Raw genomic sequence first — 21,139 nt, forward strand, 5'->3', positions numbered from 1 at the left:
AATATGCAGCAGTCGGAAAGATTGGAAGAATTTAAAAAATCCGTTGAAAATAAGTTTAATGTTTATAATAGTCTATTTCTAAACTTGCCATACAGTAATATCGATAATGTGGGCATGTTGATTCCTTTACTGATGGACCAATCTGAAAAAGGTCTAAAACAGGGTCTCAATCCAAAGGAAATATTGGATATGTTTTTCGAAAAGTTTGGTAGTTTGGAAACGGAAAAGGAAAAAATCGATTTTATGTTCCGTGTAATCCAGTATGTGGAACGCCAAGTAGTACTGTACGACAGTGTGGAGGATGCCGCTTTTCCAAAATTGCACAAACATTCCAGTTCATTGTCATTAAAGGATTATTTTCAATTGGTGGAACGCAATGGGGCCTGGGACCAAATTGGTGAAAAACTGGATAATTTCAGTGCACGCATTGTATTGACGGCGCACCCTACCCAATTTTACACACCGGCCGTTCTTGATATCATTACAAACTTACGGACGCTGATTCTCGAAGATCGTATCGATGAAATCGATGTGGCCTTACAGCAATTGGGCCTTACCTCTTTGATAAATGCAAAAAAACCTACCCCGTTGGATGAGGCCAAGAACATTATTTACACCTTGAGACATGTGTATTATGATGCCATAGGTGACCTTTATTCCTATATAAAGGGAAGTACAGGTTCAAAGAAGTTCGAGAACCACAATATAGTAAAACTCGGGTTTTGGCCTGGGGGCGACAGGGACGGTAATCCCTTTGTAACCGCGGAAATTACCAAGGATGTCATGAACGAACTTCGTTTAAACTTAATGAAGTGCTACTATAATGACCTAAAGCGATTGCAGCATAAATTGACGTTTAAAGCCGTCCAAGACCCGTTGAACCAACTACGTTCCAATCTCTATACGGCCATGTTCGATAGTACCAAGGATGTTGGTTATGACGAAATTATAAATCCATTGATTCAAATACGCGAAGCCTTGATCGACAAATACAACAGTTTGTATTTAAAGGACTTGGATAAGTTTATCGATAAGGTAAAAATCTTTAAGACCCATTTTGCCACCATCGATATCCGTCAAGATCACAGCATGCACACCAAGGTGATGACAGAAGTGCTGAAACATAAAGAATTTATTAAGGAGAACTTGAACGAATTGTCCGAAGATGAACTGGTCAGGATTTTGCTTCATGAGGATTTTGAACTTTCGGCAAAGGATTTCTCCGAGGATATCGTAAAGGATACTATAGTCAATATTTCCCAATTGAAGACGATCCAGGAAAAAAATGGGGAGGAAGGATGCAACAGGTACATTATAAGCAACTCCGAGGATATTTTCAGTGTCCTGTTCGTTTACGGATTGTTCAGATGGTGTGGTTGGGCCGATAAAAAAATAACCTTTGATATCGTACCCTTATTTGAGACTATGGCAGGTATGGACAATTCCGAAACCACCATGCAGAAGTTGTTCGGTTTGAAGGAATATCGGGAACATGTTGCCAACAGGGGAGACAAGCAGACCATCATGCTCGGATTTTCAGATGGAACCAAGGACGGCGGGTACCTAAAGGCAAACTGGTCCATCTTAAAGACCAAAGAGTCTTTGTCTGGGGTTTGTGAAGAAAATGGTGTGGATGCCATTTTCTTTGATGGTAGGGGAGGTCCACCGGCTAGGGGCGGTGGTAAGACGCATCGTTTTTATGCCGCCCAGACCAGCAAAGTGGCCAATAATGAAATTCAATTGACCATCCAAGGGCAGACGATTACCAGTACCTATGGCACCAAGGAGCAGTTTATTTATAACAGCGAACAATTGTTGACAGCCGGACTTTCCAATTCCATTTTAGGTAAGGAGATTACGATTTCCGATGCATCCAGGGCCTTGATCGAGGAACTATCCGATTCAAGCTTTGAGAAGTACGACGCCTTAAAGCACCATGATAAATTCATGCCTTATCTGGAAAACATGAGTACCTTGAAATACTATACAAAGGCCAATATTGGGAGTAGGCCGGGCAAACGTGGGAACAAGGCAAAATTGGAACTATCAGATTTAAGGGCGATTTCCTTTGTGGGTTCTTGGAGCCAATTGAAACAAAATGTTCCCGGATATTTTGGAATAGGTACGGCCCTTAAAAAATTGGAGGATGAAGGCCGATTCGATGAGGCCAAAAAACTATATGACGAGGTCCCGTTTTTTCAGGCGTTGATGATGAACAGTATGATGAGCCTTTCCAAGTGTTATTTTGAACTTACCAGCTACATGAAGGAGGATAAGGAATATGGGGCTTTTTGGGAGATTTTATTGCATGAGTACGAGCTATCTAAAAAGATGTTGTTACAGCTTTCCGGTATGGAAGTCCTTATGGAGAAGGAGGCCATATCTAGGGAATCCATTAAAATAAGGGAAGATATCGTATTGCCATTATTGGTCATCCAGCAATATGCGCTTCAGAAAATAAGCCAAGGGGTGGAGCACAAGGAACTCTATGAGAAAATTGTAACCCGGTCACTATACGGGAATATCAATGCGAGTAGGAATTCTGCATAAAACTAGGTTTACATTCATGAAAAAATCCCGGCGTAACAGCCGGGATTTTTTAGTATGATTATTCAGACAATTATTTTTTGTTCTGCTGGTCTTTTATTGTCTTTTCATCGATATCGAATTTATTGGTGTCGATTCTTGTATTGCCAGTCGGATTTGTAGGATTTTCCTGTTCCTTTGTTCGTTTAAATTTTCTTTTATCCTTAATTATTCCCATATTTTTTTTTTCTTGATTCAACTATAAGATAATAAATATGGGTCGAGAACTCCGTTAATGCCCCATTAAACCTTTGTTATTGGATGTTAAAGTCTTGAGAAATAGGTTCTAATTCAATTGGATAATAATTATTATTTCTCCTAATATGGTACGAATTTGTATCTTATTCTTTAGAACGACCAAATAGCCATCATTGCTTTCCATTTTTTTTGAATCTAGTTGTTTTGGAATTACTTGAATTGTTTACTAGTCTTTGAACCATTATCTTATAAGTTTTTTATGAAATATCTATTTATCTTTTTCCTATTGATTTCAGGTTTCTTACAATCACAACGGCGCTCATCCGATAAAATAAATATAGAGGGTATTGTACTGGACGGATTTGGCTCTCCCATAAAAAAGGCCATTCTTTACAAGGATTCGGTTAAGACTTTTGTCCAAACTAATAAAAAGGGTAGTTTTAAAACAAAGGTTTCAAATCAGACCAAAACGCTTTCGATTTATTCAGCGAAGCATGGAATGGCTACCCTGTTTTATAATGGGGAAGAGCGTGTAGAATTTGTTTTTCCCAAGGAGCATATTGTCTTAACGGAGCGTCAATTGGAGGATTTAGGATTCAATACTACCGCTTATAGAAAGGGAACCATTGACCCTTCAAGATTTGAGGATAATGCAGACATCTACCAATTGATAAGGGAAATGTTCACGGGTATAGTGGTCAATGGATCGGATATTGTCGTTAGGGGTAAAGGTTCTTTTGGGGATACTACACCGTTGTTTTTGGTAGATGATAGTTTTGTGCAAAGCATATCCTTTATAAATCCAGCGGAAGTCAAATCCATACAATTATTGAAAGGTGAAGATGCAACGTTATATGGCTCAAGGGGAGCCAATGGTGTGTTTTTAATTTATTTAAAAAAATAGCCGTTAATCCATTGGCGTGCATAACAGGGTATAAAAGGCCTGAATTCCATAGGCAATTTGACCGATTTTTAGATTTTCGTTGGGACTGTGTTGGTTGTTATCCGGATTCACCAATGGCACCAAGAATGCGGGAATCTGAAGTTCGTTCACAAAAGGGGCAATGGGAACCGTTCCCCCCATGATTCTAATCTGCACTACATCCTGGTCAAAAGTGTCCTTTAAGGTGTTTACAATGTGGTTTCCATAATGATCGCTCAAATCTGTGCGAAAGGCATCGGTAACGGAACCTTCGGTGACCATGATTACTTTTTCATGCTTTAAACGTTCTTCCTTCGTTGGTACCGTGTCCGTTATGTAAAAACCTTGGTCCCTGATAAAATCCTTCACCAATTTTTTGAGTCGGTTTCCATCCGATTCCGGTACCAACCTCAAATCCAATTCCGCCGTGGCCGTTGCTGGTACTATGGTCCGTGCTTCGGCACCTACCCAACCAGAGCCTAGTCCTCGGATGTTCAAACTTGGATATTGTAAGGATTCTTGGTAGAATGCCCCTACTTTATCGGCAGAATTAAATTGAAGTCTTTCCCTAATTTCGGTATCATTATCGGGAACACTTTTTAAAATAGTCTGGGTGTCGTCGTCCAAAACTATTCCATCATAATATCCCGGGATGATGACCCTACCTGCGTCGTCCTTAAAGGAAGCCAATAATTTGGAGAGTATAAAACCCGGGTTTGGGGCATAATTCCCATAATGCCCGCTATGCTGCGGATGAATTGGGCCAAATGCTGTAAGTGACAAGGTGGTGATACCTCGGCATCCATAAACCACCGTAGGTCTGCCCGATGCGTGTACCGGCCCATCATTTATTACCAGAAAATCGGCCTCCAAAAGTTCGCGATAGGTTTTCACCGCTTTTGGTAAAGGGGCACTACTTTTTTCCTCCTCACTATCCAAGATCACCTTTACGTTAAAAGGAAGGGTAACACCATTTTCCTTTAACAGGTCTATCGTATTCAAAAACATTACAATTGGCCCTTTGTCATCTGAAGTGGAACGGCCAAAAAGGCGCCAGTCGTAATTGATATCGGTATCCAAGGCATCAAAGGATTCTTTCTGCCATTGCCCTTCCTTATTGGACATTAATTCCAGAACGTAGGGGTTTTTCTGATTCCATTTGGACGCATCAACGGATTGGCCGTCAAAATGCATGTAAAAAAGTATGGTGGGTTTGACATCGTCCATGGGTAGCGCTGCGAAGAATAGGGGCAGTCCTTCCGTTTCTAGAATACTCGTATTAAAACCACGGGCATTGAATTTATTCCGAAGCCAAATAATGTTATTATCTATATCTTCCGGATTTAGGGCATCATTGGGTAGGGCCACAAAATCCTTTAGTTCATCGATGGTTTTACGCACCTGGGATTTTAATTTGATGGAATCCTGCCCCAGAATATTGGTTATGGTGGCAATGAAAAATACGAGGGTTATAACGCTTCTTATCATATAGTAGTAGCTGACTAATTGAAAAAGTGAAGCCTAAAGATAGGGCTACCAATTGAAATGAAACTACTTTTTTAGTAGGGAAAGTACAATTTTCCGAAGCAACAATACATAAGGAAAACCATGTAAAAGTACATCGAACCAATCCATAATTGCCATTCCTTTGGCCCCTCCCAGTATCCACCGTATTTTGCCCCAAAGATGTGGTTCAGGAAAAAAGGGGGCCAGGCCAAGGGTCAAACATAAGAGTATAATGACCCGCCAATCGTTTATGAAGCTCATCGTATTTTATGTATAAAACTATGGATATTTCCTGTGCCATTTTCCGTTAGGAATTTAATAAAGGCCGACCCAATAATCGCTCCCTTGGCCTTGCGAGTGGCCTTTTCAAATGTTTCGGCATCCTTGATGCCAAAGCCTACAATTTGTGGATTAGCGAGTTTAAGCGCAGCTATCCGCTCAAAATAAGCTTCTTGTTCTTTACCAAATCCGGATTTTGAACCCGTAACACTTGCGGAACTTACCATATAGATAAACCCTTTGGAGGCTTTGTCAATTTGGCGGATTCTATCGTCGCTCGTTTGCGGGGTAATGAGAAACGTATTCAACAATCCATATTTTTCAAAAATCGCTTTGTAATCGGAATCATAGACATCCAAAGGTAAATCGGGCAAAATGAGTCCGTCGATACCAATTTCCTGGCATTTCTTGCAAAATTTCTCAACGCCATATTGAAGTACCGGGTTAAAATAGCCCATGATGATAAGGGGTATGGACACAGTTTTTCTGATATCCTTTAATTGATCGAACAGAACATCCGTTGTCATTCCGTTGTTTAAAGCTGCGGTGGAGCTCTCCTGGATAGTGGGTCCGTCCGCCAATGGATCGCTGAACGGTAGACCAATTTCTATCATGTCCACGCCGTTCTTTTCCAAATCCTCAATGATTTGTACGGTACTTTTCAGGGAAGGATATCCAGCGGTAAAATAGATGGACAAAAGTTTCTTGTCTTCCCTTAATTTTTGTTGTATTCTGTTCATGAATAAGAGATATGAGATGCTAGAAATGATATGTTAGCTTTGTGGATATTGTTTGACCGGCATTATGGGTCTTACTTCTAATATCTTATGTCTAACATCTATATTTTAAAATAATCTATATACGTCTGTAAATCCTTATCGCCCCTTCCGGATAAACTCATGACTACCACATCGTCCGGCTTGAATTTTTTGTGCTGAAAAATGGCAAATGCATGCCCAGATTCGATGGCAGGAATGATTCCTTCCAATTGCGAGAGTTCCAGACCTGCCGTCATTGCCTCATCATCGGTGGCGGAATAAAATTCCGCCCTCCCCGATGTATACAAATGCGAATGCATGGGGCCAACCCCGGGATAGTCCAGACCTGCCGATATGGAATAGGGCTCCGTAATCTGACCATCCGCGGTCTGCATGAGCATGGTCTTACAACCATGTATAATCCCGATTTTCCCCAAGGCCGATGTAGCGGCACTTTCCCCGGAATCGATACCCTTTCCGGCCGCCTCTACGGCAATAATGCCTACTTCAGGTTCATCCAAAAAGTGGTAATAGGTCCCGGCGGCATTACTGCCACCACCTATACAAGCTACCACAAAATCCGGGTTTTCCCGGCCTTCCTTTTCCTTTAACTGCCATTTTATTTCTTCGGAAATGACCGATTGGAAACGGGTTACCATGTCTGGGTAGGGGTGTGGCCCAATGGCAGACCCAATAATGTAATGGGTATCCACGGGGTTGTTGATCCAGTCGCGAATGGCCTCGTTCGTGGCATCCTTCAAGGTCTTGCTCCCGGAAGTAGCCGGTCTAACTTCGGCGCCGAGCATTTTCATCCGGGCCACGTTGGGTGCCTGCCTGGCAATGTCGATTTCGCCCATATATACCACACAGTGTATACCCATTAGGGCACAAACGGTTGCCGTGGCCACACCGTGTTGACCGGCTCCGGTCTCTGCAATGATCCGGGTTTTGCCCAGTCTTTTGGCCATCAAGATCTGGCCAACGGTATTGTTCACTTTATGGGCCCCGGTATGGTTAAGGTCCTCTCGTTTTAGGTAGATTTTTGCACCATGCTTCTTCGAAAGTCTTTTGGCAAAGTATAATGGTGAGGGCCGCCCCACATAATCCTTTAAGAGCTGATGGAATTCTTTTTGAAAGGATTCCTCGTTCATGATTTCCAAATATTTTTGGCGTAGTTCTTCTACGTTGGGGTACAACATTTCGGGGATGAACGCGCCTCCAAATTCTCCGTAATAGCCTTTTTCGTTTACGTGAAACTTCCCTCCGCTCCCAAATAGGGAATCATGTCCAGATTTTTTCATGAGCTAATTTTTATTTCTTTTTTGCCTAATGCCTAATGCCTAATGCCTAATGCCTAATGCCTAATGCCTAACGCCTTTATAAATTCCTCTAATTTCTCAATATTTTTCAACCCTGGCCTGTCCTCGAATTTGCTGTTTACGTCAAGGACATGACAATATTTTGACTCGGGTGTTTGCAAAAACTTTTTAATTTCTTCCACATTTTCCGGCCCAATCCCTCCACTTAAAAAATAGGGTTTTTGGGATGGATAGTTTTTCAATAAATACCAGTCAAAAGTATACCCGTTTCCGCCCGGAAGTTTTCCTTTGGTGTCAAATAAAAAATAATCGCAAACCTCTTCATATTCTTTTAGAACTGAAAAGTCAAACTTCTCTTTTACCGAAAAAACCTTGATACACCTGACAGGTTTTAAAAACCTGTCAGGTCTTCCGGTGTATCCTACAAGCTCCTTACAATATTCCGGGGTCTCATTTCCATGCAATTGCACCCCTTGAAGGTCATACTTTTCAATTTGGTCCAAAACATAGGATATATCCGCATCTACAAACACCCCAATTTTTTCTATGTCCGGTGGTATAGCTTTGATTTCCCCATCAAAATATCTCGCCGATGGTTCCCAGAATATGAATCCCAGATAATCGGGTCGTAAGGTGGCAACCTCCATAGGATTGTATTTCATACCGCAAATTTTAAGCCCCACCCCGGCCCTCCCCAAAGGGGAGGAAGTTTTGCGTGTGTTGTATTTGCTGGTATCCATATTTTTGTGATTCTCTTTCATTGAAGGATTTAGAGGAGGCTTTTTATAAACATTTCGGCACTCTTTCCTGGATTATCGGTCTTCATAAAATTTTCACCGATTAAAAAACCTTGGTATCCAAACTCCTTTAACGTTTTTATTGCTTCGATGGAGCTAATGCCACTTTCCGAAACCTTTACAAAGTCATCAGGTATCAGCACCGATAGTGCCTTGCTTGTTTCCAAACTAACTTCAAATGTTTTTAGATTTCTGTTGTTGACCCCTAACATGTCCAAACTGGGCATGACCGATTTCTCCAATTCCTCCTGGTCATGCACTTCCAAAAGGACCTCGAGCCCTAGGGACTTGGCAAATTCTGATAGGTTCTTGATTTCTTCTCTTGAGAGAACGGCGGCAATCAATAGAATAACATCGGCACCATAGGCCTTTGCTTCCAAGAGCTGATATTCATCGATAATAAATTCCTTCCGTAAAAGTGGAATATCCACAGACGCCCTGGCCAACAAAAGGTCCTCAATAGAACCTCCAAAATATTTTATATCCGTTAGTACGCTCATTCCGCACACACCGGCCCTTTCATAGCCTTGGGCTACTTGTCCCACATTGGTATTCTGGTTGATTGTGGATTTTGAAGGAGAACGTCTTTTGTGTTCCGCTATAATACAGGTTTCACTGTTACGTAAAGCTTCGGCCAAAGAATTGCAGTTTCTATCAAAAAAAACCGATTTTTCAAACTGTGCTTTAGGTAGTACCGATTTTTTCAAAGCGACTTCCTTGCGTTTATCCGCCACTATTTTATCCAGAATATTCATTAATACATTTTTGATACATGGTTTAAAAATCGATTAGAATAGTATATATTCTAACATCTAACATCTAACATCTAACATCTAACATCTAACATCTAACATCTAACATCGGCTTATTTCCTGTAATTTCTTTAATGCCGATAGTCCTTTGCCACTTTTTAGGGATTCCATGGCCAATTCAAATCCCTGTTTTGGGGATACCCCATTGACCGTACTTATAGCTATCCCCGCATTGGCACAGACCACATTGTTTTGTGCTTCCGTTCCCTTACCGTTTAGAACGTTCAAAAATATTTGTGCCGATTCAGGTATGTCCTCGCCTCCTTCAATTTCCGTAGCTTTCACTTCAGATACACCAAAGTCCGAAGGCTTTAGAATATTCTCGGAACCATTTGATATGGTCTTTGTTTCGCCGGTCAGGCTTATTTCATCATACCCGTCCAAGGCATGTAAAACCGTAAAGTTCTTGTCAGTATTCTGATATAGATAGCCGTACATTCTAGCCAATTCCAAATTGAATACCCCCACCATTTGGTTCTTTGGAAAGGCCGGATTTACCATGGGTCCCAACATGTTGAAAAAGGTCTTTACGGCCAATTCCCTTCGAATTGGGGCCACATTTTTCATTGCCGGATGAAAGAGTGGTGCATGAAGCACACAGATTCCGGCCTCATCGATGGATTTTCGAAGGAAGTCGGGCTCGTTACTGAATTTGATGCCCAAGAATTCCATGACATTGCTGCTGCCACATTTAGAAGATACCCCATAATTTCCGTGTTTGGTCACTTTTACACCGGCCCCTGCGGTAACAAAGGAGGCCAGAGTGGAAATATTGAAGGTGTCCTTGCCATCTCCTCCGGTTCCACAAAGATCGATCGGGTTGTATTCTGATAGATCGACGGCCAAACAAAGGTCCAGCAGCGCATCACGGAATCCCTCCAACTCTTCAATAGTGACGCTTCGCATCATGTACACTGTCAGAAAGGCCGCGATCTGACTGGTGTTGTAATCGCCCTTGGCGATGTTGACCAATATTTGCTTGGCATCCTCTTTTTCAAGGATTTCGTGATTGATTAGTCTATTTAGTGTTTCTTTCATAAGCCCCTCCCAACCCTCCCCAAGGGGGAGGGCTTTTTTTATTGTTTTATGTTGGTTAGACCTGTCAGGTTTTTAAAATCTGACAGGTCTAAAAATCTTATTTCTTTTTCTGGCCGTTTAACCAGTTTTCTAATATCTTCTTTCCGTTTGGTGTTAAAACCGACTCTGGGTGAAACTGTACGGCCCTTATGTCGTAATCTTTATGCCGTAGGGACATAATTTGTCCATTTTTATCAATGGAGGTTACTTCCAAACATTCGGGTAATTTAGGGTTCACCACCCAAGAATGATACCTTCCTATTTCTATTTCCGTTTCAAGTCCATCGAAAATATAGTCATCAACTATAATATTTATTTTAGTAGCCACTCCATGGTAAACCTGGTCCAAATTTATAAGGGATCCCCCATAAACCTCCCCTATAGCCTGTTGACCTAGGCATACCCCAAAAATCCGTTTGGAGGGGCCATATTTTTCAATAATGGGTTTTAATAGCCCTGCTTCATCCGGGATACCCGGACCGGGTGAAAGTACTATTTCCTGATAGTTATCCACTTCCTCCAAGCTAAGTTGGTCATTTCTTTTTACGATTACATCGCGGCCCAAATCCTCAAGATAGTGTACAAGGTTGAAGGTAAAACTATCGTAATTGTCTATCATTAAAATCTTCCGTGCCATTTAGATAGTTTCAGCAATTTCTAGGGCCTTATTTAATGCGCCCAATTTGTTATAGGTTTCTTGAAGTTCATCATTCGCATCGGATGCGGCTACGAGCCCTGCACCGGCTTGGAAATGAAGTTCATGGTTTTTACTGAGGAAGGTTCTGATCATAATGGCGTGGTTAAAGTTTCCGTTAAAATCCATAAAACCAATGGCTCCGCCGTAATAACTTCGACTGGTTTTTTCATACTTTTCTATCAGTTGCATGGCCATATGTTTTGGCGCACCGCTCAAGGTGCCGGCCGGAAAGGTATCGGCAACTATTTTCAACGTAGAAATATCCGGTTTTTTCATCCCTGTTACCTTTGAAACCAAATGGATTACATGAGAAAAATATTGTACTTCCCTGTAAGTGTCTACTTGGACCAAGTTTCCATTTCTGCTCAAGTCGTTTCGGGCCAAATCAACTAACATGACATGTTCACTGTTCTCCTTATCATCCTGGGCCAGTTTTTTAGCGAGTTCCGCATCCTTTTCGTCGTTTCCGGTTCGTTTGTAGGTACCGGCAATGGGATGTATCTCGGCCTTTCCCTCCTTAACAATAAGTTGGGCTTCAGGGGAGCTTCCAAAAATCTTGAAATCGCCATAATCAAAAAAGAACAGATAGGGTGAAGGGTTTATAGAGCGTAAAGCCCTGTAAACGTTAAACTCGTCCCCTTTGAATTTTTGGGAGAACCTTCTGGAAAGTACCAACTGAAAAACATCGCCCCGTTTACAATGCTTTTTGGCCAGTTCCACATGTTCCTTGTACTCTTCATCCTTCAGGTTGGTTTTGGCATCGCCTTCCTTGGAAAAATTATAGGATGCAAATGTGCGAACGTTCAATAGTCTCTCAATCTCGGCAATGTTGTTTTCGGATTCAAAACAGTGGGCAAAGATGTAGGCCTCGTTCTTAAAATGGTTGATGGCGATGACATTCTTGTAAACGGCGTAAAAAATATCCGGAATCTCAACGGAATTTGGTTTTTTGGAAATGTCCACATCCTCAAAATAGCGGACGGCGTCGTACGCCATAAAACCAAAAAGACCGTTTGTAATGAACTTAAAATCCTGTTTTGTGGTGTTGAAACTTTTTGCGAATGTGTCCATTTCATGGATTACATCCACATGGGCATCGATTTCAACCTTTTCCTTTGAACCATCTGGAAACTCTTTTGAAATACATTCATTTTGAACCTTGATGGAAGCAATGGGATTACAGCAGATATAGGAAAAACTGTTATCGTTGGCATGATAGTCGCTACTTTCCAGCAAGATGCTGTTGGGAAACTTATCCCTTATTTTTAAGTAGACGCTTACGGGGGTTATGGTATCCGCAAGAATTTTTTTTGAGTATGTCTTAATTTTAAATGACATGATACGATTGAAAATTAAAAAAGGCCTGTCGTGATGACAAGCCTCTATATTATTTACATGGAGAACCAGCTCACGAATACCGTCGCAAGTTGTTCCACCACCAGATATTTTTTACTACTAACATGGGTGTAAATATAGAAAGGAAAATGAAAGTCTCAAATTTTCTTTCAAAAAAAATCCCTCTAGAAAAACTTTCCAAGGGACTTTAATTTAAAATGGGTGTATTACCTTTTATAAGGCTAAATCAACGACCAAGTCAAACTCATCGTAAATCGCTTTGTCCCCAAGATTGTCAAAAAAGCTTCCAGAACCATAGCGAACATCGTAATTTGCCCTGTCTACCTTAAGGGTAGCGGTGGCCTTATTTTCGTAAATGGAAACCACAAAGGTTACTGGATTTGTCTTTCCTTTGATGGTCAAGTCTCCCTTTACGGAATAGGAGTTCTTGTTCATGGATTCTGCGGAAGTGATTACCAATTTTGCGGTCGGGTGGTTTTCAACACCAAAGAAATCATCAGATTTTAAGTGTCCTTCCAATTTTTCCTTTCCTTCACCTGCGGCCATGTCCAAGTTGGTAATGGAAGTCATATCCACCACAAACTCACCACCCGTAAGTTTGTTCCCGTCCATTTCCAAATGGCCGGATTTAAGGTTGATCGTTCCTTCGTGGGAACCGGTCACTTTATACCCTTTCCAAGTAATCTTACTTTCGCTAACGTTCACTTCTTTCTTCTCTCCGTCGATTGGGGAGTTGGCCGTTGCGGAAAATCCGAATACTAGAGCCAATGCAATGCTTAAAACTGATTTTTTCATGTTTCTAATTTAAATGTTTGAATACTAATTTTTGTTTATAAATGGGTGAATAATCTTTCTTTTGGGTAACGAACTTTTGGTAGGTGCTGGGTTTCATCGGATGACGCCCTGTAGCCAATGGCCAATACGACCGAAGCATTTAGGTTGGCTTCCTTCAGCCCCAATATTTCATTGTACTTTTCATTCTCAAAACCTTCAATGGGGCAAGTATCAATTTTCATGGAGGCGGCCACGGTCATTAAATTACCAAGGGCCAAATATACCTGCCTGGCCGTCCAGCTATTTTTGTGTTCATTGGGGAGTCCCATTAGTTTCGACTTCATAAAATCCGAATACCCTTTAACGGCTTCATGGGTAATGCCCCGGGTCTGAACCACATTGTCCAAATAATCGTCTACCAAATCCTCACCAAAAGAATTTTTGTTGGCAAACACGATGACATGGGAGGCATCCGTTATTTGTGATTGGTTCCATGTGACAGGTTTTAATTTTTCCCTGAGTTCTTTATTTTCGATTACGAAAATATGGTAAGGTTGGAGGCCATAGGATGATGCGCTCAGTCTAGTTGCTTCCATAAGTGTTTCCAAATCCTCCGAATTAACCTTCTTGGTCGTATCGAATTTTTTGGTAGCGTAGCGCCAATTCAAATCATGTATAATGTCCTTCATTTCCTTAAAATTTATCCAATAGACTATTTAACTCTTTTAACTCGGTCGTAGAAAAGTTCTTAAGAATGTCCTTTTCCATTTCAAATTTTATGCCATCGATTTCATTTAAAACATCCAAACCTTTTGTAGTGATTTTAATTTCTACTTTCCTTCTGTTCTGCGGACATATTTTTCTAATGACATAATCTTTGGCCAACAATTTGTCAACCAACCTTGTAGTATTGCTCATTTTCGTGACCATCCTTTCATTTATGGTGGATAGGTTGGCAGGCTTATTTTCCTGGCCCCTTAAAATGCGCAACACATTGAACTGTTGAATGGAAATTCCAAAGGGTTTTAACGAGGCCGACATCATTTCATTAATCTTGTTGGTAACCAATGTCAGATGAATGATGGTCCTCGCTTCCAAGGGAATTTCTTTTTTTGTTTTTATGATTTTCTCAACGTTCATGTACAAACAATATTTGTATATACAAATGTATGTCGGTTCACAGGAATTATCCTAATGCAACCGATTTAATTTTTTGTTAAAATTATTTTTGACCGATTTCAAATAGATCCGTTATTTTTGAAAAAAACTATTATGGCAGACTTATCGCAAGAGGAATGGGCCTCTAGGCTAGCGCAGGACGACAATGCAATCATTTTGGATGTGCGTACCGATACCGAAGTCGAGGAAGGGTTTATACCCAATTCGGTCAATATCGATATTTATAAAGGTCAAGGATTTATAGATGAACTTGAAAAGATGGACAAATCAAAGAACTATTACGTTTATTGTAGGTCCGGCAATAGATCTGGTCAGGCATGTGCCATCATGAACAGTCTTGGTTTTGAAAACGCCTTTAATCTGGAAGGAGGATTTATGAACTGGGAAGGCGAAGTGGCCGAGTAAAATGGATTTAAATTCTTAATTTGGAGACCCGCATCTAGCGGGTCTTTTTAATTCTACCATGCGCGAAGACCTGTTGCACTACATCTGGAATTTTAAAAAATATCCCCAACAGGGATTAAGGACCACGAATGGGGATAATCTCTCCATAATCAATACCGGTTCCCACAATCATTTGCATGGTCCCGATTTTTTCAATGCCCAGGTACGGATAGGAGATCAGCTTTGGGCGGGGAACGTTGAAATCCACGTAAATGCATCGGACTGGTACGCGCACCATCATGAGAAGGATTCGAATTATGACAATGTTATACTTCACGTAGTCTGGAACGATGATGTATCGGTATACCGAAAGGATGGTACGGAAATACCCACCTTGGAACTAAAAAATCGGATAGATTCCCATTTGTTGGAAACATATCGGGAACTGATGAAGGCCAATTCAGGGAAATTTATCAATTGCGAAAAGAACATTGCAGAAATCCCGGAATTCGATTTCAATAATTGGCTGGAGCGTATGTTTCTGGAGCGCTTGGAGGAAAAATCCAAGGTAATTGAGAAACTTCTTCAAACCTTTAAAAATGACTGGGAAAAAGTGTTGTTTACCTTATTGTTGAAAAACTTCGGCTCAAAAATAAATGGCGACGCCTTTTTCCAGTTGGGCAAGAATTTGAATTTTTCCAAGGTTAGGCACTTACTGGGTAAACCCTTGGAATTGGAAAGCTTGTTATTTGGGATGGCAGGGCTATTGGAATCTGAAGAAGGGCTAGACTACTATTATAAGGAGCTGCAGGGTTCCTACAGGTTTTTAAGTGCCAAATATGAATTGGGGAATATTCCAATTTCAAACGTTTCCTTCTTTAAATTAAGACCACCAAATTTTCCAACCATACGCTTGTCCCAATTTGCCATGTTGTATGCATCTTCCCATAATTTGTTCCGCGACCTAATACACGGTCCTGAAATGGAACTTTATGGCCTCTTCAAGGTAAAGGCCAGTTCCTATTGGGATACCCATTACAATTTTGGCAAGGAATCCCAAAAGTCGCCCAAAACGATTTCTAAAAGTTTTGTGGACCTGTTGATAATAAACACCATCATTCCCTTGCGGTTCTGTTATTTCAGACAAAAGGGCAACTACAATTCAGATTCCTTGCTTTCCATAATGCAAGATTTAGGCGAAGAAAAGAATAGTATCATTGAGAATTTCAAACTTTTGGGCGTTCGTGTGGGTACGGCTTTTAAGAGTCAGGCACTATTACAACTGTACACTAATTATTGTACCAAGAATAAATGTCTTGACTGTGCCGTTGGGAACAGATTATTGAATTTAAAATCCTAATTTTACTTTTATGGACATCTTATATAATTTGTTGCATTATCTTCAGAAAAGGGGTTTTGAGGTATGTAGAAGGATTGCGGACCGACTTGGAATTAGGGCAAGGGTGGTACGAACTTCCTTCATTTACCTAACCTTCGTAACCCTTGGATTTGGATTTGCATTGTACTTGTTTTTGGCATTTTGGTTAAAGATCAAGGATTTGATTTATACCAAAAGAACTTCCGTATTTGATTTATAATCATGATAAAGCTCTTTCGTTCCAAACTATATGTGGCCCTATTATTAATGGTAGTGGTCCTATTTTTTGGGGTTTTGGGATATCGGTATATAGCCGATTATTCATGGATAGATGCTCTTTACATGACCATAATTACAGTAACGACAGTAGGATTTTCCGAAGTACGCCCCATGGATATCGAAGGAAAGATTTTCACCGTCGTCCTGATAGTCACCAGTGTTTTTATCTTTGGTTTTGCCATTTCCGTTATAACGGAATATCTTTTGAGTAGAAACAGTCCGCAAAAATTAAAATTAAAAAAAGTGAAAAATACGATCGATAAATTATCAAATCACGTAGTAGTCTGTGGTTTTGGTCGAAATGGAATGCAGGCTGCAGAAAGGCTAAAAGCCTACAAAAAGCCGTTCGTAGTAATCGAACGGGACAAGGAGCTTTTGGAAAAATACGATGACGATATTCTTTTTATGGAGGGAGATGCCAACGAAGATGAGGTTTTGCTAGCGGCAGGAATTGATAGGGCAAAATACTTGATTGTCACATTGCCGGACGATGCGGCCAATCTGTTCGTGGTGCTTTCGGCACGGCAATTAAATACCAACCTTTTTATAATTAGCAGGGCTTCCCAGGTAACCTCTCAACGGAAACTACAGTTGGCAGGAGCCAATAAAGTGATAATGCCGGATAAAATAGGGGGGGACCATATGGCCTCATTGGTCGTTATGCCCGATCTTATAACGTTTATGGATAAACTCTCCGTGGAAGGGGAGCATACAACGAATCTGGAGGAAGTTGCCATCGAGGATTTTTCCGATCAGATGGATTGTAGCTCCTTAAGAGATTTGGATTTGCGCAGAAAAACCGGGTGTACCATCATTGGATACATCGCACCTGATGGCGAGTATATAATAAATCCGGAAGCAGACCTTCCGTTACAGCCAAAAAGTAAGGTGATTGTTTTGGGCCGGCCAGAGCAAATTCGAAAGTTGAATGAAATGTTCCATATTGAGTTGAGTTAATTCAACGTTATAATTTGATTGGGTTCATTTTTTTTGTGATATTGCCAAACTAACTAACTAAAAAATCCAAAAAAGAATATGAAGTATAGACTTCTGAGTTTTTGTACGTTCCTATTACCACTATTATCCATGGCCCAAGAGGCCGAAGAAATTGGAATAGATGAAAAAATTGATCAAGTTTTCGGAGATCTTACTGGTTGGTTCGTAAACTTTATTTTTTATCAAATACCTTTTTCTGAGAACATAAAAATTTATTGGGTATTGTTTCCACTTATTCTTGGTGCAGGTTTTTTTACATTTTACTTCAAATTTATCAATTTAACTGGTGTGTGGACTGCCATAAAGGTGGTAATGGGTAAGTATGAGGATATCGAAAAATACGGTGCCAAGGAATTATATGGGGAAGAGGGTATTGCCGCAGGTGTAGATATGAACAAAGTGGAAAGTTTGGACAAGCACTTGGCAGACAACAAGGATGAAATTGTGGTTGACGGAGATATTCTGGATACCATAAGGGATGAGAGTTCGAGTGGGGAAGTTTCCCATTTTCAAGCACTTACTGCGGCGCTATCTGCAACAGTAGGTTTGGGAAATATAGCTGGTGTTGCCGTGGCAGTTTCAATAGGCGGTGCAGGTGCGACTTTTTGGATGATTATAGCCGGACTTTTGGGTATGGCCTCCAAATTTGTGGAATGTACTTTGGGAGTTAAGTACAGGGACGTAGGTAAGGATGGAACCATATTTGGTGGTCCTATGTATTATTTAAATAAAGGTTTAAAAAACAAAACTTTAGGAAAAATATTGGCTGGTGCTTTCGCTATAATGTGCATTGGTGGTTCATTTGGTGGGGGAAATATGTTTCAAGTGAATCAAGCGGTACAGCTCTTTGAAAATATGACCGGAGGTACGGAATCTTTCTTATATGGCTACAGATGGGCCTTCGGTGTTGTTATGGCCATCTTGGTCGGTATTGTAATAATAGGAGGTATCAAATCCATTGCCAAGGTTACGGATAAAATCGTTCCGTTTATGGTCATTATTTATGTGGGTGCATCTATTTTCGTCCTTGTGGCCAAATTTGATATGATCGGTTGGGCCTTTAATGAAATTATCCAAGGGGCCTTTGCACCTGTAGGAATTGTTGGTGGGGCAGTGGGTGTTATGATCCAAGGATTTAGACGGGCCGCCTTTTCCAATGAGGCGGGTGTTGGGTCAGCTTCAATTGCCCACTCTGCAGTTAGGACAAAATACCCTGCCTCCGAAGGCCTTGTTGCTCTTTTGGAGCCTTTCATAGATACTGTGGTAGTTTGTACAATGACCGCTTTGGTACTTATCATTACTGGGAATGTAGATCCAGGTAATGCTGGGTTGAACGATGCAGATGCTATCTTATTGACTTCCGGTGCTTTTGGTTCCGTTATTAGTTGGTTCCCCTATGTATTAACGGTGGCCGTGGTCCTTTTTGCCTTTAGTACGCAAATTTCTTGGTCTTATTATGGTTATCAGGCGTGGGCATATCTTTTTGGGAGAACTAAGAAAACGGAGTACACTTATAAAATCATTTTTTGTTTATTCGTTATCGTGGGAGCATCCGCGAGTATGAGTTCCGTAATTGGGTTTTCAGATGCCATGATTTTTGGTATGATGGTGCCTAATATGATAGGGATAGTAATCTTGGCGCCAAAAGTAAAAGGAGAGTTAAAAAGATACATGGACGCAATAAGACTCAAAGTTAAAGCAGTTACGGAATAGTGATTAATTGAATAACATTGAGAAAATCCCACATAAAGTTTACAAAACAGGAACGAAGTGGGATTTTCTTTTTGTTGTTGATCATCATCCTTGTTCAAGGTGCCTTTTGGTTTTACAAGCGGTCTTCCAGTGTGGCTACCCATTCTTTACATCTGGATAAGGAAATCCAAGGTAAGATAGATGCGCTTAAAGAGGAAACCAAAAAGCGGGATAATTTGGTGATATTCCCCTTCAATCCAAATTTTATTTCGGACTATAAAGGCTACACCTTGGGGATGTCTGTAGAGGAGATAGATCGTCTTCACGAGTTCAGGGAGCAAAATCGGTTTATAAACAACACGGAAGAATTTCAAGAGGTAACGGGGGTTTCGGATTCTCTTTTGAATAGGCTGTCACCATATTTCAAGTTTCCGGAGTGGGTCAAAAATAGTGGCATCACTGATAGGAATCCCAAGGTTGTCGAAAAAAGTAAGATCCCCCTTGATATTGCGCTGAAGGATTTAAACCAAGTTACCGTTCAAGAATTAATGGAGATACGCGGTGTAGGAAATATACTTTCTGAAAGAATCATAAAGTTCAGGGACAGATTGGGCGGGTTTTTGTTGGATGATCAATTGTACGATGTTTTTGGACTGGAACACGAGGTTGCCGCACGTGTCATTGAAAGATATAAGGTATTGAAAGCACCAGAAATTGAAAAGGTCAACATCAATACCGCCAGCGCACGGGAATTATCTAAAATAGGCTATATTTCTAGAAGCCTCGCTGAGGGAATTGTCAGGTTTCGGGAAGAGAACGGCGAAATAACTTCCTTCGATGAATTGCGACAAATCGAGAATTTTCCAACCAATCGGATAAATAGATTTCCTTTATATTTGTCGCTCAAAAAATAAAGCTATGGAGAATATGTACTTCACTGAAGAACATCTTTTATTTAGGCAAAGCCTAAAGGATTTTTTGCAGAAAGAAGTAGTACCGCATATTGAAAAATGGGAGCAGACCGGTACCATCGAAAGATTTATTTGGGAGAAGTTTGGCGAAATGGGATATTTTGGCCTCGCTACACCGGAAGAAGATGGCGGTTTAGGCCTGGATCTTTTTTATACGGTTATATTTTTAGAGGAACTGCAAAAGATAAATTCCGGTGGTTTCGCGGCCGCAATGTGGGCACACGCTTATCTGGCCATGACGTATTTGAACAAGAGGGCAAAAGGGGGTATCAGGAAAAAATATCTTGAGCCCAGCGCGGTTGGTAAATTGATCGGTTGTCTTGGTGTAACTGAACCCTATGGCGGAAGTGATGTCGCGGGTATGAGAACCACGGCGATAAAAAAGAGCAATACCTATGTAATAAACGGGTCAAAAACATTCATTACAAATGGTGTTTATGGAGACTATATTATCCTGGCAGCCAAAACGGACGCTTCGGCAGGGAATAAAGGGATTAGTATTTTTGTCGTTGATAGAAAAACGGAGGGCGTAACTGCAAATAAGCTTAACAAACTAGGATGGAGGGCTTCGGATACCGCCGAGCTAGCATTCGACAATGTTGAAATCCCTGAAGAAAATTTATTGGGCGAGGAAGGTATGGGATTCTCATATATTATGGAAGCCTTCGCACTCGAACGTCTTGTTATGGGAATCAACGCACATGCAAGGGCGGAATATGCCTTGGAATATGCCTTGCAATATATGTCCGAACGGGAGGCGTTTGGCAAGACCATCGATCAATTTCAGGCTTTGCGTCATAGGATAGTGGACCTTCATGCCGATATGGAAATTTGTAAACATTATAATTATTTTGTGGCAGGCCGATTGGACAAAGGGGAATACGTTGTAAAGGAGGCGACCATTTCCAAGCTTAAATCCACAAAAATGGCCGATGAGGTCGCTTATGAATGCCTGCAATTTCTGGGTGGTTATGGCTACATTGAGGATTACCCCATGGCCCGTTTGTTACGGGATAGTAGATTGGGCCCTATTGGTGGTGGAACCTCTGAGATATTGCGGGAAATTATTGCAAAGATCATCATAGATAAAAAAGAATATCGGCCTACAACGAATTAATGACAATTTCCTGTTCAAATTAGGCATTAATGTTGTCCATGTGAAATTAGTTATTATCTTTG

Annotated in this window: 22 protein-coding genes; 9 read left to right on the plus strand and 13 right to left on the minus strand. The window is 40.9% G+C overall.

What is annotated here, in order from left to right:
• Positions 1-3: 3 nt before the first annotated feature.
• Positions 4-2,550 (plus strand): phosphoenolpyruvate carboxylase, encoded by a 2,547-nt coding sequence (locus PP181_RS16185; protein ID WP_272637854.1) that lies wholly within the window; start codon positions 4-6, stop codon positions 2,548-2,550.
• Positions 2,551-2,620: 70 nt separating this feature from the next.
• On the opposite strand, the gene PP181_RS16190 is transcribed toward PP181_RS16185, so the two are convergent.
• Positions 2,621-2,764, minus strand: a complete 144-nt coding sequence (locus PP181_RS16190; RefSeq protein ID WP_165776594.1) for a hypothetical protein — start codon at positions 2,762-2,764, stop codon at positions 2,621-2,623.
• A gap of 279 nt (positions 2,765-3,043) precedes the next feature.
• Here PP181_RS16190 and PP181_RS16195 point away from each other — a divergent pair, with 279 nt between their 5' ends.
• Positions 3,044-3,688: a TonB-dependent receptor plug domain-containing protein gene (locus PP181_RS16195; RefSeq protein WP_272637855.1), complete on the plus strand. Its 645-nt coding sequence runs from the start codon at positions 3,044-3,046 to the stop codon at positions 3,686-3,688.
• Between the two features lie 3 nt (positions 3,689-3,691).
• On the opposite strand, the gene PP181_RS16200 is transcribed toward PP181_RS16195, so the two are convergent.
• From PP181_RS16200 to PP181_RS16255, 12 genes are all read right to left on the minus strand, one after another.
• Complete coding sequence (locus PP181_RS16200; RefSeq protein WP_272637856.1) at positions 3,692-5,194, minus strand: M20/M25/M40 family metallo-hydrolase; 1,503 nt, start codon at positions 5,192-5,194, stop codon at positions 3,692-3,694.
• A gap of 63 nt (positions 5,195-5,257) precedes the next feature.
• Positions 5,258-5,473, minus strand: a complete 216-nt coding sequence (locus tag PP181_RS16205) for a hypothetical protein (RefSeq protein WP_138259538.1) — start codon at positions 5,471-5,473, stop codon at positions 5,258-5,260.
• Positions 5,470-6,231 carry a tryptophan synthase subunit alpha gene (gene trpA, locus PP181_RS16210; RefSeq protein ID WP_272637857.1) on the minus strand — a complete coding sequence of 254 codons (762 nt, stop codon included), beginning with the start codon at positions 6,229-6,231 and terminating at the stop codon, positions 5,470-5,472. The genes PP181_RS16205 and trpA overlap by 4 nt, the downstream gene beginning before the upstream one ends.
• A gap of 98 nt (positions 6,232-6,329) precedes the next feature.
• On the minus strand, positions 6,330-7,550 hold the full coding sequence (gene trpB / locus PP181_RS16215) for a tryptophan synthase subunit beta (RefSeq protein ID WP_272637858.1): 1,221 nt from the start codon (positions 7,548-7,550) through the stop codon (positions 6,330-6,332).
• A gap of 53 nt (positions 7,551-7,603) precedes the next feature.
• Positions 7,604-8,251: a phosphoribosylanthranilate isomerase gene (locus tag PP181_RS16220; RefSeq protein ID WP_272637875.1), complete on the minus strand. Its 648-nt coding sequence runs from the start codon at positions 8,249-8,251 to the stop codon at positions 7,604-7,606.
• A gap of 86 nt (positions 8,252-8,337) precedes the next feature.
• Positions 8,338-9,120 carry an indole-3-glycerol phosphate synthase TrpC gene (gene trpC / locus PP181_RS16225; protein WP_272637859.1) on the minus strand — a complete coding sequence of 261 codons (783 nt, stop codon included), beginning with the start codon at positions 9,118-9,120 and terminating at the stop codon, positions 8,338-8,340.
• A gap of 99 nt (positions 9,121-9,219) precedes the next feature.
• Positions 9,220-10,215: an anthranilate phosphoribosyltransferase gene (gene trpD, locus PP181_RS16230; protein WP_272637860.1), complete on the minus strand. Its 996-nt coding sequence runs from the start codon at positions 10,213-10,215 to the stop codon at positions 9,220-9,222.
• A 97-nt stretch (positions 10,216-10,312) separates the two neighbouring features.
• On the minus strand, positions 10,313-10,891 hold the full coding sequence (locus PP181_RS16235; RefSeq protein WP_272637861.1) for an anthranilate synthase component II: 579 nt from the start codon (positions 10,889-10,891) through the stop codon (positions 10,313-10,315).
• Complete coding sequence (locus PP181_RS16240) at positions 10,892-12,289, minus strand: anthranilate synthase component I family protein (protein WP_154920743.1); 1,398 nt, start codon at positions 12,287-12,289, stop codon at positions 10,892-10,894. It lies immediately after the preceding gene.
• Between the two features lie 231 nt (positions 12,290-12,520).
• Positions 12,521-13,102 (minus strand): YceI family protein, encoded by a 582-nt coding sequence (locus tag PP181_RS16245; RefSeq protein WP_272637862.1) that lies wholly within the window; start codon positions 13,100-13,102, stop codon positions 12,521-12,523.
• Between the two features lie 35 nt (positions 13,103-13,137).
• The gene (locus tag PP181_RS16250) at positions 13,138-13,770 is read right to left on the minus strand and encodes an NAD(P)H-dependent oxidoreductase (RefSeq protein ID WP_272637863.1); all 633 of its coding nucleotides are present in this window, start codon (positions 13,768-13,770) and stop codon (positions 13,138-13,140) included.
• A 4-nt stretch (positions 13,771-13,774) separates the two neighbouring features.
• The gene (locus PP181_RS16255) at positions 13,775-14,221 is read right to left on the minus strand and encodes a MarR family winged helix-turn-helix transcriptional regulator (protein ID WP_138259547.1); all 447 of its coding nucleotides are present in this window, start codon (positions 14,219-14,221) and stop codon (positions 13,775-13,777) included.
• A 132-nt stretch (positions 14,222-14,353) separates the two neighbouring features.
• On the opposite strand from PP181_RS16255, the gene PP181_RS16260 reads away from it, so the two are divergent.
• The 7 genes from PP181_RS16260 to PP181_RS16290 all read left to right on the plus strand — a co-directional run bounded on the left by PP181_RS16260 (position 14,354) and on the right by PP181_RS16290 (position 21,077).
• Positions 14,354-14,665 (plus strand): rhodanese-like domain-containing protein, encoded by a 312-nt coding sequence (locus PP181_RS16260; protein WP_125223761.1) that lies wholly within the window; start codon positions 14,354-14,356, stop codon positions 14,663-14,665.
• 58 nt (positions 14,666-14,723) lie between these two features.
• Complete coding sequence (locus tag PP181_RS16265) at positions 14,724-16,004, plus strand: DUF2851 family protein (protein ID WP_154920746.1); 1,281 nt, start codon at positions 14,724-14,726, stop codon at positions 16,002-16,004.
• Between the two features lie 10 nt (positions 16,005-16,014).
• Positions 16,015-16,242 carry a PspC domain-containing protein gene (locus tag PP181_RS16270; protein WP_138259550.1) on the plus strand — a complete coding sequence of 76 codons (228 nt, stop codon included), beginning with the start codon at positions 16,015-16,017 and terminating at the stop codon, positions 16,240-16,242.
• Positions 16,243-16,244: 2 nt separating this feature from the next.
• A complete protein-coding gene (locus tag PP181_RS16275) occupies positions 16,245-17,258 on the plus strand; it encodes a potassium channel family protein (protein WP_154920747.1) in 1,014 nt (337 codons plus the stop codon).
• A 78-nt stretch (positions 17,259-17,336) separates the two neighbouring features.
• Positions 17,337-19,010 (plus strand): alanine/glycine:cation symporter family protein, encoded by a 1,674-nt coding sequence (locus PP181_RS16280; RefSeq protein ID WP_272637864.1) that lies wholly within the window; start codon positions 17,337-17,339, stop codon positions 19,008-19,010.
• 17 nt (positions 19,011-19,027) lie between these two features.
• On the plus strand, positions 19,028-19,903 hold the full coding sequence (locus PP181_RS16285; RefSeq protein WP_246160931.1) for a helix-hairpin-helix domain-containing protein: 876 nt from the start codon (positions 19,028-19,030) through the stop codon (positions 19,901-19,903).
• 4 nt (positions 19,904-19,907) lie between these two features.
• Positions 19,908-21,077, plus strand: a complete 1,170-nt coding sequence (locus PP181_RS16290; protein WP_154920750.1) for an acyl-CoA dehydrogenase family protein — start codon at positions 19,908-19,910, stop codon at positions 21,075-21,077.
• Positions 21,078-21,139: the final 62 nt, after the last annotated feature.

Origin of the sequence: Maribacter sp. PR66 (assembly GCF_028464205.1) — a bacterium.
GTDB classification, from domain to species: domain Bacteria; phylum Bacteroidota; class Bacteroidia; order Flavobacteriales; family Flavobacteriaceae; genus Maribacter; species Maribacter flavus.